1 protein-coding gene and 2 pseudogenes are annotated in these 15,559 nt (G+C 62.5%); all 3 read left to right on the top strand.

The genetic code is table 11. The features are described 5' to 3' along the window. A pseudogene (locus tag VZC39_RS16630) lies at positions 1-1,905 on the top strand (VCBS domain-containing protein); the annotation flags it as partial. Further along, positions 1,888-8,935, top strand: a pseudogene (locus tag VZC39_RS16625) (VCBS domain-containing protein); the annotation flags it as partial. The pseudogenes VZC39_RS16630 and VZC39_RS16625, both read left to right, overlap by 18 nt. After that, positions 8,920-15,327 carry a VCBS domain-containing protein gene (locus tag VZC39_RS16620; RefSeq protein WP_434668499.1) on the top strand — a complete coding sequence of 2,136 codons (6,408 nt, stop codon included), beginning with the start codon at positions 8,920-8,922 and terminating at the stop codon, positions 15,325-15,327. The pseudogene VZC39_RS16625 and the gene VZC39_RS16620, both read left to right, overlap by 16 nt. Positions 15,328-15,559: the final 232 nt, after the last annotated feature.

The raw sequence follows: 15,559 nt of genomic DNA, 5'->3' as shown, positions 1-15,559 counted from the left end.
GTGAACGATGCGGCTGTCATTACTGGCAGCGACACCGGTGGCGTGACCGAAGACGACACCAAGCCGACCCTGACCGAGACCGGTACCCTCACCGTGACTGACGTGGACGGGGCGGACGAGGCCAAGTTTGTGGCGGGCAACGGTGTGGCCAGCAAGGACGCACTGGGCAGTCTCTCCATCACCGAAGGCGGTGCCTGGACCTACAACGTCGACAACAGCCTGGTGCAGTACCTGGGCCAGGGCGAGACCAAGGTCGAGACCTTTGTGGTCAAGAGCCTGGATGGCACCGAACACACCGTCACCATCACCATCACTGGCGTCAACGATGGCGCCGTGATCGGCGGCACTGACCGTGGTGCGGTCACCGAAGACGACACCAAGCCGACCCTGACCGAGACCGGTACCCTCACCGTGACTGACGTGGACGGGGCGGATGAAGCCAAGTTCATTGTTGGCAATGGCACCCCGAGCGCGGGTGCACTGGGCAGCCTGACCATTGATGCCGATGGTGCCTGGACTTACAACGTGGCGAATGGCGACGTGCAGTACCTGGGCGAAGGTGAAACCAAGGTCGAGACCTTTGTGGTCAAGAGCCTGGATGGCACCGAACACACCGTCACCATCACCATCACTGGCGTCAACGATGCGGCTGTCATTACTGGCAGTGACACCGGTGGCGTGACCGAAGACGACACCAAGCCGACCCTGACCGAGACCGGTACCCTCACCGTGACTGACGTGGACGGGGCGGACGAGGCCAAGTTTGTGGCGGGCAACGGTGTGGCCAGCCCGGACGCACTGGGTAGCCTCTCCATCACCGAAGGCGGTGCCTGGACCTACAACGTCGACAACAGCCTGGTGCAGTACCTGGGCCAGGGCGAGACCAAGGTCGAGACCTTTGTGGTCAAGAGCCTGGATGGCACCGAGCACACCGTCACCATCACCATCACTGGCGTGAACGATGCGGCTGTCATTACTGGCAGCGACACCGGTGGCGTGACCGAAGACGACACCAAGCCGACCCTGACCGAGACCGGTACCCTCACCGTGACTGACGTGGACGGGGCGGACGAGGCCAAGTTTGTGGCGGGCAACGGTGTGGCCAGCAAGGACGCACTGGGCAGTCTCTCCATCACCGAAGGCGGTGCCTGGACCTACAACGTCGACAACAGCCTGGTGCAGTACCTGGGCCAGGGCGAGACCAAGGTCGAGACCTTTGTGGTCAAGAGCCTGGATGGCACCGAGCACACCGTCACCATCACCATCACTGGCGTCAACGATGGCGCGGTGATCGGCGGCACTGACCGCGGCGGCGTCACCGAAGACGAAACCAACCCGACCCTGACCGAGACCGGCACCCTGACCGTGACCGACGTGGACGGGGCGGACGAGGCCAAGTTTGTGGCGGGCAGCGGCACTCCGAGCGCGGGTGCGCTGGGCAGCCTCTCGATCACCGACGGTGGTGCCTGGACCTACAACGTCGACAACAGCAAGGTGCAGTACCTGGGGCTGGGCGAGACGCGTATTGAAAGCTTCACCGTGAAGTCGGTGGATGGCACCACCCACACCGTCACCATCACCATCACTGGCGTCAACGATGGCGCGGTGATCGGCAGCACTGACCGCGGCGGCGTCACCGAAGACGAAACCAAGCCGACCCTGACCGAGACCGGCACCCTGAGCGTGAGCGACGTGGACGGGGCGGACGAAGCCAAATTTGTGGCGGGCAACGGTGTGGCCAGCAAGGACGCACTGGGCAGTCTCTCGATCACCGAAGGCGGTGCCTGGACCTACAACGTCGACAACAGCCTGGTGCAGTACCTGGGCCAGGGCGAGACCAAGGTCGAGACCTTTGTGGTCAAGAGCCTGGATGGCACCGAACACACCGTCACCATCACCATCACTGGCGTCAACGATGGCGCCGTGATCGGCGGCACTGACCGTGGTGCGGTCACCGAAGACGAAACCAAGCCGACCCTGACCGAGACCGGTACCCTGACCGTGACTGACGTGGACGGGGCGGACGAAGCCAAGTTTGTGGCGGGCAACGGTGTGGCCAGCAAGGACGCACTGGGCAGTCTCTCCATCACCGAAGGCGGTGCCTGGACCTACAACGTCGACAACAGCCTGGTGCAGTACCTGGGCCAGGGCGAGACCAAGGTCGAGACCTTTGTGGTCAAGAGCCTGGATGGCACCGAGCACACCGTCACCATCACCATCACTGGCGTCAACGATGGCGCGGTGATCGGCGGCACTGACCGCGGCGGCGTCACCGAAGACGAAACCAACCCGACCCTGACCGAGACCGGCACCCTGACCGTGACCGACGTGGACGGGGCGGACGAGGCCAAGTTTGTGGCGGGCAGCGGCACTCCGAGCGCGGGTGCGCTGGGCAGCCTCTCGATCACCGACGGTGGTGCCTGGACCTACAACGTCGACAACAGCAAGGTGCAGTACCTGGGGCTGGGCGAGACGCGTATTGAAAGCTTCACCGTGAAGTCGGTGGATGGCACCACCCACACCGTCACCATCACCATCACTGGCGTCAACGATGGCGCGGTGATCGGCAGCACTGACCGCGGCGGCGTCACCGAAGACGAAACCAAGCCGACCCTGACCGAGACCGGCACCCTGAGCGTGAGCGACGTGGACGGGGCGGACGAAGCCAAATTTGTGGCGGGCAACGGTGTGGCCAGCAAGGACGCACTGGGCAGTCTCTCGATCACCGAAGGCGGTGCCTGGACCTACAACGTCGACAACAGCCTGGTGCAGTACCTGGGCCAGGGCGAGACCAAGGTCGAGACCTTTGTGGTCAAGAGCCTGGATGGCACCGAACACACCGTCACCATCACCATCACTGGCGTCAACGATGGCGCCGTGATCGGCGGCACTGACCGTGGTGCGGTCACCGAAGACGAAACCAAGCCGACCCTGACCGAGACCGGTACCCTGACCGTGACTGACGTGGACGGGGCGGACGAAGCCAAGTTTGTGGCGGGCAACGGTGTGGCCAGCAAGGACGCACTGGGCAGTCTCTCCATCACCGAAGGCGGTGCCTGGACCTACAACGTCGACAACAGCCTGGTGCAGTACCTGGGCCAGGGCGAGACCAAGGTCGAGACCTTTGTGGTCAAGAGCCTGGATGGCACCGAGCACACCGTCACCATCACCATCACTGGCGTCAACGATGGCGCGGTGATCGGCGGCACTGACCGCGGCGGCGTCACCGAAGACGAAACCAACCCGACCCTGACCGAGACCGGCACCCTGACCGTGACCGACGTGGACGGGGCGGACGAGGCCAAGTTTGTGGCGGGCAGCGGCACTCCGAGCGCGGGTGCGCTGGGCAGCCTCTCGATCACCGACGGTGGTGCCTGGACCTACAACGTCGACAACAGCAAGGTGCAGTACCTGGGGCTGGGCGAGACGCGTATTGAAAGCTTCACCGTGAAGTCGGTGGATGGCACCACCCACACCGTCACCATCACCATCACTGGCGTCAACGATGGCGCGGTGATCGGCAGCACTGACCGCGGCGGCGTCACCGAAGACGAAACCAAGCCGACCCTGACCGAGACCGGCACCCTGAGCGTGAGCGACGTGGACGGGGCGGACGAAGCCAAATTTGTGGCGGGCAACGGTGTGGCCAGCAAGGACGCACTGGGCAGTCTCTCGATCACCGAAGGCGGTGCCTGGACCTACAACGTCGACAACAGCCTGGTGCAGTACCTGGGCCAGGGCGAGACCAAGGTCGAGACCTTTGTGGTCAAGAGCCTGGATGGCACCGAACACACCGTCACCATCACCATCACTGGCGTCAACGATGGCGCCGTGATCGGCGGCACTGACCGTGGTGCGGTCACCGAAGACGAAACCAAGCCGACCCTGACCGAGACCGGTACCCTGACCGTGACTGACGTGGACGGGGCGGACGAAGCCAAGTTTGTGGCGGGCAACGGTGTGGCCAGCCCGGACGCACTGGGTAGCCTGACCATTGATGCCGATGGTGCCTGGACCTACAACGTCGACAACAGCCTGGTGCAGTACCTGGGCGACGGTGAAACCAAGGTCGAGACCTTTGTGGTCAAGAGCCTGGATGGCACCGAACACACCGTCACCATCACCATCACTGGCGTCAACGATGGCGCCGTGATCGGCGGCACTGACCGCGGTGCGGTCACCGAAGACGAAACCAAGCCGACCCTGACCGAGACCGGTACCCTCACCGTGACTGACGTGGACGGGGCGGACGAGGCCAAGTTTGTGGCGGGCAACGGTGTGGCCAGCCCGGACGCACTGGGCAGTCTCTCCATCACCGAAGGCGGTGCCTGGACCTACAACGTCGACAACAGCCTGGTGCAGTACCTGGGCCAGGGCGAGACCAAGGTCGAGACCTTTGTGGTCAAGAGCCTGGATGGCACCGAGCACACCGTCACCATCACCATCACTGGCGTGAACGATGCGGCTGTCATTACTGGCAGCGACACCGGTGGCGTGACCGAAGATGAGAGCAACCCGACCCTGACCGAGACCGGCACCCTGACCGTGACCGACGTGGACGGGGCGGACGAGGCCAAGTTTGTGGCGGGCAGCGGCACTCCGAGCGCGGGTGCGCTGGGCAGCCTCTCGATCACCGACGGTGGTGCCTGGACCTACAACGTCGACAACAGCAAGGTGCAGTACCTGGGCCAGGGTGAGACCAAGGTCGAGACCTTCACCGTGAAGTCCGTGGATGGCACCGAGCACACCGTCACCATCACCATCACTGGCGTCAACGACTCTGCCGTGATCGGTGGCACTGACCGCGGTGCGGTCACCGAAGACGAAACCAACCCGACCCTGACCGAGACCGGCACCCTGAGCGTGAGCGACGTGGATGGGGCGGACGAAGCCAAATTTGTGGCCGGCAACGGTGTGGCCAGCAAGGACGCACTGGGCAGCCTGACCATCACCGAAGGCGGTGCCTGGACCTACAACGTCGATAACAGCAAGGTGCAGTACCTGGGCCAGGGCGAGACCAAGGTCGAGAGCTTCACCGTGAAGTCGGTGGATGGCACCGAGCATACCGTCACCATCACCATCACCGGCGTGAACGATGGTGCTGTGGTCGCGGGGGATGACCTGGGGACGGTGACCGAAGATCTGAACGTGACCGGCGGCAAGCTGAGCGACAGCGGTGTGCTGACCATCAGCGATGCAGATCTGGGGCAGGCCAAATTCGTGGCGGGCAGCGGCACCCCGAGCGCGGGTGCGCTGGGCAGCCTCTCCATCACCGAAGGCGGTGCCTGGAACTACAACGTCGACAACAGCAAGGTGCAGTACCTGGGGCTGGGCGAGACGCGTATTGAAAGCTTCACCGTGAAGTCGGTGGATGGCACCACCCACACCGTCACCATCACCATCACTGGCGTCAACGATGGCGCGGTGATCGGCGGCACTGACAGCGGCGGCGTCACCGAAGACGAAACCAACCCGACCCTGACCGAGACCGGCACCCTGACCGTGACCGACGTGGACGGGGCGGACGAGGCCAAGTTTGTGGCGGGCAGCGGCACTCCGAGCGCGGGTGCGCTGGGCAGCCTCTCGATCACCGACGGTGGTGCCTGGACCTACAACGTCGACAACAGCAAGGTGCAGTACCTGGGCCAGGGTGAGACCAAGGTCGAGACCTTCACCGTGAAGTCCGTGGATGGCACCGAGCACACCGTCACCATCACCATCACTGGCGTCAACGACTCTGCCGTGATCGGTGGCACTGACCGCGGTGCGGTCACCGAAGACGAAACCAACCCGACCCTGACCGAGACCGGCACCCTGAGCGTGAGCGACGTGGATGGGGCGGACGAAGCCAAATTTGTGGCCGGCAACGGTGTGGCCAGCAAGGACGCACTGGGCAGTCTCTCCATCACCGAAGGCGGTGCCTGGACCTACAACGTCGATAACAGCAAGGTGCAGTACCTGGGCCAGGGTGAGACCAAGGTCGAGAGCTTCACCGTGAAGTCGGTGGATGGCACCGAGCATACCGTCACCATCACCATCACCGGCGTGAACGATGGTGCTGTGGTCGCGGGGGATGACCTGGGGACGGTGACCGAAGATCTGAACGTGACCGGCGGCAAGCTGAGCGACAGCGGTGTGCTGACCATCAGCGATGCAGATCTGGGGCAGGCCAAATTCGTGGCGGGCAGCGGCACCCCGAGCGCGGGTGCGCTGGGCAGCCTCTCCATCACCGAAGGCGGTGCCTGGAACTACAACGTCGATAACAGCAAGGTGCAGTACCTGGGCCAGGGTGAGACCAAGGTCGAGAGCTTCACCGTGAAGTCGGTGGATGGCACCGAGCATACCGTCACCATCACCATCACCGGCGTGAACGATGGTGCTGTGGTCGCGGGGGATGACCTGGGGACGGTGACCGAAGATCTGAACGTGACCGGCGGCAAGCTGAGCGACAGCGGTGTGCTGACCATCAGCGATGCAGATCTGGGGCAGGCCAAATTCGTGGCGGGCAGCGGCACCCCGAGCGCGGGTGCGCTGGGCAGCCTCTCCATCACCGAAGGCGGTGCCTGGAACTACAACGTCGACAACAGCAAGGTGCAGTACCTGGGGCTGGGCGAGACGCGTATTGAAAGCTTCACCGTGAAGTCGGTGGATGGCACCACCCACACCGTCACCATCACCATCACTGGCGTCAACGATGGCGCGGTGATCGGCGGCACTGACCGCGGCGGCGTCACCGAAGACGAAACCAACCCGACCCTGACCGAGACCGGCACCCTGACCGTGAGCGACGTGGACGGGGCGGACGAAGCCAAATTTGTGGCCGGCAACGGTGTGGCCAGCAAGGACGCACTGGGCAGTCTCTCCATCACCGAAGGCGGTGCCTGGACCTACAACGTCGATAACAGCAAGGTGCAGTACCTGGGCCAGGGCGAGACCAAGGTCGAGAGCTTCACCGTGAAGTCGGTGGATGGCACCGAGCATACCGTCACCATCACCATCACCGGCGTGAACGATGGTGCTGTGGTCGCGGGGGATGACCTGGGGACGGTGACCGAAGATCTGAACGTGACCGGCGGCAAGCTGAGCGACAGCGGTGTGCTGACCATCAGCGATGCAGATCTGGGGCAGGCCAAATTCGTGGCGGGCAGCGGCACCCCGAGCGCGGGTGCGCTGGGCAGCCTCTCCATCACCGAAGGCGGTGCCTGGAACTACAACGTCGACAACAGCAAGGTGCAGTACCTGGGGCTGGGCGAGACGCGTATTGAAAGCTTCACCGTGAAGTCGGTGGATGGCACCACCCACACAGTCACCATCACCATCACTGGCGTCAACGATGGCGCGGTGATCGGCGGCACTGACAGCGGCGGCGTCACCGAAGACGAAACCAACCCGACCCTGACCGAGACCGGCACCCTGACCGTGACCGACGTGGACGGGGCGGACGAGGCCAAGTTTGTGGCGGGCAGCGGCACTCCGAGCGCGGGTGCGCTGGGCAGCCTCTCGATCACCGACGGTGGTGCCTGGAACTACAACGTCGACAACAGCAAGGTGCAGTACCTGGGCCAGGGTGAGACCAAGGTCGAGACCTTCACCGTGAAGTCCGTGGATGGCACCGAGCACACCGTCACCATCACCATCACTGGCGTCAACGACTCTGCCGTGATCGGTGGCACTGACCGCGGTGCGGTCACCGAAGACGAAACCAACCCGACCCTGACCGAGACCGGCACCCTGACCGTGAGCGACGTGGATGGGGCGGACGAAGCCAAATTTGTGGCCGGCAACGGTGTGGCCAGCAAGGACGCACTGGGCAGTCTCTCCATCACCGAAGGCGGTGCCTGGACCTACAACGTCGATAACAGCAAGGTGCAGTACCTGGGCCAGGGTGAGACCAAGGTCGAGAGCTTCACCGTGAAGTCGGTGGATGGCACCGAGCATACCGTCACCATCACCATCACCGGCGTGAACGATGGTGCTGTGGTCGCGGGGGATGACCTGGGGACGGTGACCGAAGATCTGAACGTGACCGGCGGCAAGCTGAGCGACAGCGGTGTGCTGACCATCAGCGATGCAGATCTGGGGCAGGCCAAATTCGTGGCGGGCAGCGGCACCCCGAGCGCGGGTGCGCTGGGCAGCCTCTCCATCACCGAAGGCGGTGCCTGGAACTACAACGTCGACAACAGCAAGGTGCAGTACCTGGGGCTGGGCGAGACGCGTATTGAAAGCTTCACCGTGAAGTCGGTGGATGGCACCACCCACACCGTCACCATCACCATCACTGGCGTCAACGATGGCGCGGTGATCGGCGGCACTGACAGCGGCGGCGTCACCGAAGACGAAACCAACCCGACCCTGACCGAGACCGGCACCCTGACCGTGACCGACGTGGACGGGGCGGACGAGGCCAAGTTTGTGGCGGGCAGCGGCACCCCGAGCGCGGGTGCGCTGGGCAGCCTCTCGATCACCGACGGTGGTGCCTGGACCTACAACGTCGACAACAGCAAGGTGCAGTACCTGGGCCAGGGTGAGACCAAGGTCGAGACCTTCACCGTGAAGTCCGTGGATGGCACCGAGCACACCGTCACCATCACCATCACTGGCGTCAACGACTCTGCCGTGATCGGTGGCACTGACCGCGGTGCGGTCACCGAAGACGAAACCAACCCGACCCTGACCGAGACCGGCACCCTGAGCGTGAGCGACGTGGATGGGGCGGACGAAGCCAAATTTGTGGCCGGCAACGGTGTGGCCAGCAAGGACGCACTGGGCAGCCTGACCATCACCGAAGGCGGTGCCTGGACCTACAACGTCGATAACAGCAAGGTGCAGTACCTGGGCCAGGGTGAGACCAAGGTCGAGAGCTTCACCGTGAAGTCGGTGGATGGCACCGAGCATACCGTCACCATCACCATCACCGGCGTGAACGATGGTGCTGTGGTCGCGGGGGATGACCTGGGGACGGTGACCGAAGATCTGAACGTGACCGGCGGCAAGCTGAGCGACAGCGGTGTGCTGACCATCAGCGATGCAGATCTGGGGCAGGCCAAATTCGTGGCGGGCAGCGGCACCCCGAGCGCGGGTGCGCTGGGCAGCCTCTCCATCACCGAAGGCGGTGCCTGGAACTACAACGTCGACAACAGCAAGGTGCAGTACCTGGGGCTGGGCGAGACGCGTATTGAAAGCTTCACCGTGAAGTCGGTGGATGGCACCACCCACACCGTCACCATCACCATCACTGGCGTCAACGATGGCGCGGTGATCGGCGGCACTGACCGCGGCGGCGTCACCGAAGACGAAACCAACCCGACCCTGACCGAGACCGGCACCCTGACCGTGACCGACGTGGACGGGGCGGACGAGGCCAAGTTTGTGGCGGGCAGCGGCACCCCGAGCGCGGGTGCGCTGGGCAGCCTCTCGATCACCGACGGTGGTGCCTGGACCTACAACGTCGACAACAGCAAGGTGCAGTACCTGGGCCAGGGTGAGACCAAGGTCGAGACCTTCACCGTGAAGTCCGTGGATGGCACCGAGCACACCGTCACCATCACCATCACTGGCGTCAACGACTCTGCCGTGATCGGTGGCACTGACCGCGGTGCGGTCACCGAAGACGAAACCAACCCGACCCTGACCGAGACCGGCACCCTGAGCGTGAGCGACGTGGATGGGGCGGACGAAGCCAAATTTGTGGCCGGCAACGGTGTGGCCAGCAAGGACGCACTGGGCAGCCTGACCATCACCGAAGGCGGTGCCTGGACCTACAACGTCGATAACAGCAAGGTGCAGTACCTGGGCCAGGGTGAGACCAAGGTCGAGAGCTTCACCGTGAAGTCGGTGGATGGCACCGAGCATACCGTCACCATCACCATCACCGGCGTGAACGATGGTGCTGTGGTCGCGGGGGATGACCTGGGGACGGTGACCGAAGATCTGAACGTGACCGGCGGCAAGCTGAGCGACAGCGGTGTGCTGACCATCAGCGATGCAGATCTGGGGCAGGCCAAATTCGTGGCGGGCAGCGGCACCCCGAGCGCGGGTGTGCTGGGCAGCCTCTCGATCACCGACGGTGGTGCCTGGACCTACAACGTCGACAACAGCAAGGTGCAGTACCTGGGGCTGGGCGAGACGCGTATTGAAAGCTTCACCGTGAAGTCGGTGGATGGCACCACCCACACCGTCACCATCACCATCACCGGCGTGAACGATGGTGCTGTGGTCGCGGGGGATGATCTGGGGGCGGTGACCGAGGATCTGAACGTGAGCGGCGGCAAGCTGAGCGACAGCGGTGTGCTGACCATCAGCGATGCAGATCTGGGGCAGGCCAAATTCGTGGCGGGCAGCGGCACCCCGAGCGCGGGTGCGCTGGGCAGTCTCTCCATCACCGAAGGCGGGACCTGGAGCTACAACGTCGACAACAGCAAGGTGCAGTACCTGGGTCAGGGTGAGACGAAGGTCGAGACCTTCACCGTTAAGAGTACTGATGGCACCAGCCATATCGTCTCGGTCACCATCACCGGCACCAACGATGCGCCGACATTGAGCATCGACCAGGGAGCCGTAGTATCCGAAGAAGGCCTTGCCGGCGGTATTGCTGATACGGCGGGTAGCAGCGATACCACCAACAGTGTGGCTGCGAGCGGCAAGATCACCGTTGGCGATGTCGACAGTCAGGACGTACTGACCGTCAGCCTGAATGGGCCGACCGGCCTGACATCCGGCGGTGCTGCGGTGCAGTGGAGCTGGAATGCCGCAACCAAGGTACTGACCGGGTATACCGGCACAGTGGGCGGTGCTGACTACAAGGCGATCATCGACGTCAAGCTGACGGCGCCGACCGGTGGCAGCAAGGGTGATTGGAGCTATGACGTAACCCTCAAGGCACCGCTTGATCACCCGGTCAAGGGCAGTGAGGATGTGCTCAACTTCCAGGTCGGTGTGACGGTGTCGGATGGCAAGGCGACCACTACGGGGAACCTGCCCATCTCGATAGAGGATGACTCGCCGATAGCGGGGGATGCTGCTGCGGTGTCCGTCACCAAGACGGATATCCCGGCCGCCCTGACGGGTGTGTTCGATCTGACCAAATACAGCGGCAATCAGAACTCTGTGGGGATGACGGGCTTTACCATCACGGCTCTGGGCTTCAAGTCGGCGACCGACTCGACCCTGGTTGCCGCGAATGTCAATGGTTCCAGTGCAGGCTTGGGGGTTTCCAGTGTGGCGGCCCCCTATCACAACATCGCCAACGAGATCGATTTCCGTCACTTCGCCAATGGCACTTCGGCTTCCGAGCAACTGATCATCAAGCTGGATGCGGGCAAGGTCGCCTACGGCGCCAATATTCAATTCAGCCAGATGTTCGGTGGCGAGCTGGAGAGCGGCGTGGTGGAGTTCTACCGCGGTGGCGTGCTGATCGGCACTCAGACCTTCAGCTCCAATGTCTCTGGCGGCGACTATGCCGGCAACTTCCAGGTGCAACAGGGCGGCTTCGACACCATGGTGATCAAGGCCACCAACAACGGCAATACCAACACTTCGGACAACAGTGACTTCACCGTCAAGAGCATCGAGTTCCTCGGTGCCAGTTCGGCTCAGGCCATCGCCTACGGCTCGGGTAGCGTCACACCCCAGTGGGGAGCCGATGGCAAGGGCGCGATGCAGCTGGTCGGCACAACCGAAACCGGGTTGACCACGGCCACCGGCAAGGCAATCACCACGACGCTGGAATCGGCCAATACCCTGGTTGGCAAGACCAGTGATGGCACCCTGGTGTTCCGTCTGGAGTTCACTCCGGCGACCGGCAAGTGGGAGTTCTTCCAGTACCAGAATATGTCCAAGCCGCTGGGCGATGGGGATATCGACTTCCAGTTCAAGGCAGTGGATGGGGATGGCGATGGCAGCATAGGGTCGTTTGCCACCAAGCCGCTGTTCACTCCCATAGTGCAGTCGGTCTCCAGCGAGAACGTGACCGAAGGCAGCAACCTGAGTCACCGGGTGATCCTGTCTGATGCAACCCAGGAGGCGACTCAGTATGACTTCGCCATCCAGGGCAGTGGTGCCAACCCGGCCTCCAGCCTCGACTGGGGAACGGCGCAGTTCAGCAATGGGGTGACCTACAACAGCGCGACCGGCAAGATCACTGTTCCTGCCGGCGTATCCGGCTTCACGGTGACCATTCCGACTCTGGACGATCGTCTGGTCGAGGCAAACGAGACCCTGTCGGTCACCATAGGTGGACAGACGGGCACGGGCACCATCACAGACAATGATCGCGCGCCGACCGCAGCAGGTGGTTACAGCTCAGGGCTGGAAGATCAGCCTCAGGTGCTGAAGTGGGCCCAGTTTGGTGCCAGCGACGATCAGGCGAACAGCGATCTGAGCGTGAAGATAGGCACTCTGCCCCTCAACGGTAAGCTGGAATACCTCAACGCCGCGGGTCAGTGGGTCGCCGTGAAAGCGGGGGATCTGATCTCCTACAGCGACATCGATACCGGCCATCTGCGCTTCGTGCCCGGGCTCAATGAATCGAGCACGATTGCGGCCAATGGCAACGGCACCTCGACCGGCAACAAGCAGGGGGATTACGCCAGCTTCAGCTATCAGGTCAGCGATGGCGCCAACCTCAGCAACAGTGGCAAGCTGGTGATCGATGTGGCGGCCGTGGCGGACAAGCCGACGGTCAACCTGACCCTGACCGGTAACGGCATACCGCTTTACAACCTGAGCTTCCCGAGTGCGAGTATCACGACGGAGCAATTCCAGTCCGGCAACTTCAACAAGACGGCCTTTGGCATCACCAACTCGCTGACCGATAGCAGCAGTGGTCAGGAACAGGTACTTGGCAACAGTGGCAACGACTATATCGTCAGCACTCACGGTGGTGGCGACCTGCTCTATGGTCAGGGGGGCAATGACATTCTGGTCGGCGGTAACGCAGCCCAGGGGGATTCCCTCTATGGTGGCGATGGCAACGATGTGCTGGTGTCCGGCCTTGGCAACGATGGTCTCTATGGTGGTGCCGGTACTGATATCGCCGTCCTGACGGGTAACCGTGCGGATTACGCCATCAAGAAGGGCAGTGGCTTCTCGACCAATGATCGCTGGTTCGATTTCTCGGTGACGGAGAAGGGGGGCGGGGTCACCAAGGCGCTGCACGACATCGAGTATGTCCAGTTCGCTGACGGCATCTACCAGATCAACCAGGATACGGGGGCGCTGACGCTGGTGCAGCCGAGCGTGGTCGACTATCCGGTGGAGCTGACGGCCTCTTTGAGTGACAGAGATGGCAGCGAAGTGTTCGACAGCCTGGTGCTGACCGGCATGCCACAGGGGACACAGCTCTATAACGGCGCCCAACTGCTGGGTACCGCAGGCGCTGATGGCAAGATCACCCTGATCGCCGGCAATGGCCTGTGGAGCGCCAGTGCACTGGATGTGAAGCTGACCGGGCTGACTCTGCGCGTCCCCGGTGCCAGTGCCGGCCAGGTTGATCTCAAGGTCGAGGCCATCGCCAAGGAAGTGGGGACCGATCAGACCAGCTCGGCCACCGACGATGACAGCATCCGTTTGAGCTACTTCAACGCCACCGAAGGGGAGCCGGGCGACCAGAACCGGACCTTTGGCAGCGAGCACAATATCGTGGTGGGGGATCTGGATGGCAGCGTGGTGCTGTCGGGCCAGAACTACAATATCGCCTTCATGGTCGACAGCTCCGGCAGTATCGGCACCGATGCCATGAACACCATCAAGAACCAGCTGGCCCAGGTCTTCGCCAGCCTGAAGAACAGTGCCGGCACGGAAGGGGCGGGCAAGGTCAATATCTTCCTGGTGGACTTCGATACCCTGGCCAACAAGTCGGTCAGCGTGAACCTCAAGGATGCCAATGCCCTGAGCCAGCTGCAGACCATCCTTGACAGCATGGATGGCAGCAGCAACAACGGCGGTGGCACCAACTACGAGGATGTGTTCAAAACCACGGCCAACTGGTTCAACAGCTCGACCGTACAGAGCAACACCAATGCCAAGAACCTGACCTACTTCATTACCGATGGCAAGCCGACCTATTACCTGGATAGTGAAGGCAGCAACCCTCGTGTATTGAATTACTCGGGGAGCAGCAATGACGTTTATCTGAATACGGTTCTCGGTGGTAATTATGTTGTTGGGAAGGTTTATACCGCCAATGGCTATACCATCATCGATAGCAATGGGCGGGTATATGCCGCTGGTTCTGCGATTGGCTATATGCGTGCAGACGGCAAGGGTGGCTATACCTACTCGACCCTTGGCGGTAACGGGCAGGATTCGACCACTACCACCATCAACAACTCGGTAGCGGGCTTCGGGCTACTGACCGGGATGGGAGTGACCGTCGAGGCCATCGGGCTGGGGGCAAACATCTCCACCAATGACCTGAAGTCTTACGACTCAGACGGCGTGCTCAAGACCGGGGTCAACGCCTCGGATCTGGCCAACGCCATCCTCGGCACCTCGGTGAACAATCTGCCGGGAGCCGACCGCTTCGATGGCGGGGCCGGCGATGACATCCTGTTTGGCGATGCGGTGCACTTTGCCGGCATCAACGGGGAAGGCTATGCCGCCATCAAGAGCTATGTGGCGGCGCAGCTGGGCCGCAGCGATGTGCTGGATGCCGACGTACATCGCTATATTCAGGAGCATGCCAGCGACTTTGACCAGTCTTCGGCCAATGACAAGGCGGATGTGCTGCTGGGTGGGGATGGCAACGACATCCTGTTCGGTCAGGGTGGCAATGACTTCCTGTACGGCGGGGCCGGTAATGACATCCTGTTTGGCGGTAGCGGTGACGACAACCTGTTCGGCGAGAGTGGCAACGACACCCTCTATGGCGGGAGCGGCAACGACAACCTCGACGGTGGCGCTGGCAATGATCTGCTGAGCGGCGGTCTGGGCAATGACATCCTGCGTGGGGGGCTTGGCAACGACATCCTGACCGGGGATGCCGGCGCCGATACCTTCGTCTGGCAGAAGGGTGACACGACCCCTGGCATTGTGACCAAGGACTATGTCACCGATTTCTCCAAGGCCGAAGGGGACAAGCTGGATCTCAGCGATCTGCTGGATAGCGATGGCAGCAAGAACGAAAGTTCGCTCAAGAGCCTGCTCTCGGTGTTCCAGGACAGCGAAGGGGTGCATCTGCAGGTCAAGGAGAACAGCACTGCACCGGTGACGCAGGAGATAGTGCTGACGAACCACACCTTCGATACCCTGACCGGTGGCTCCGGCACCACGGCCAACCAGGTCATCGACTTCATGTTGCAAAACAATATGTTGGATATCGACAAGTAACCTTCTCGGGTGGAACAAAAAGCGGCAGAGCAATCTGCCGCTTTTTTTATGGGCTGGCTTGATGAGGGGAGCAGTCAACGGCGGTCATGGTTGCAATCCCGACCTTATCCGAAGATGCAGGGGAGGTTGACGGTGAGCGCGGATGAGTGTTGGTACCCCTGGGGTGCTCAGCGATGGACGAGCGGATAACAACAGGGGGCCGGGTGGTATAAACCGGCCCCCTGCTCATATC

It is taken from the genome of Aeromonas sp. NJAU223 (assembly GCF_051125555.1).
In the GTDB taxonomy this organism is placed as follows: domain Bacteria; phylum Pseudomonadota; class Gammaproteobacteria; order Enterobacterales; family Aeromonadaceae; genus Aeromonas; species Aeromonas veronii_G.
Note: the sequence above shows the minus strand (reverse complement) of the source record. Positions and strands in the feature narration are given on the sequence as shown.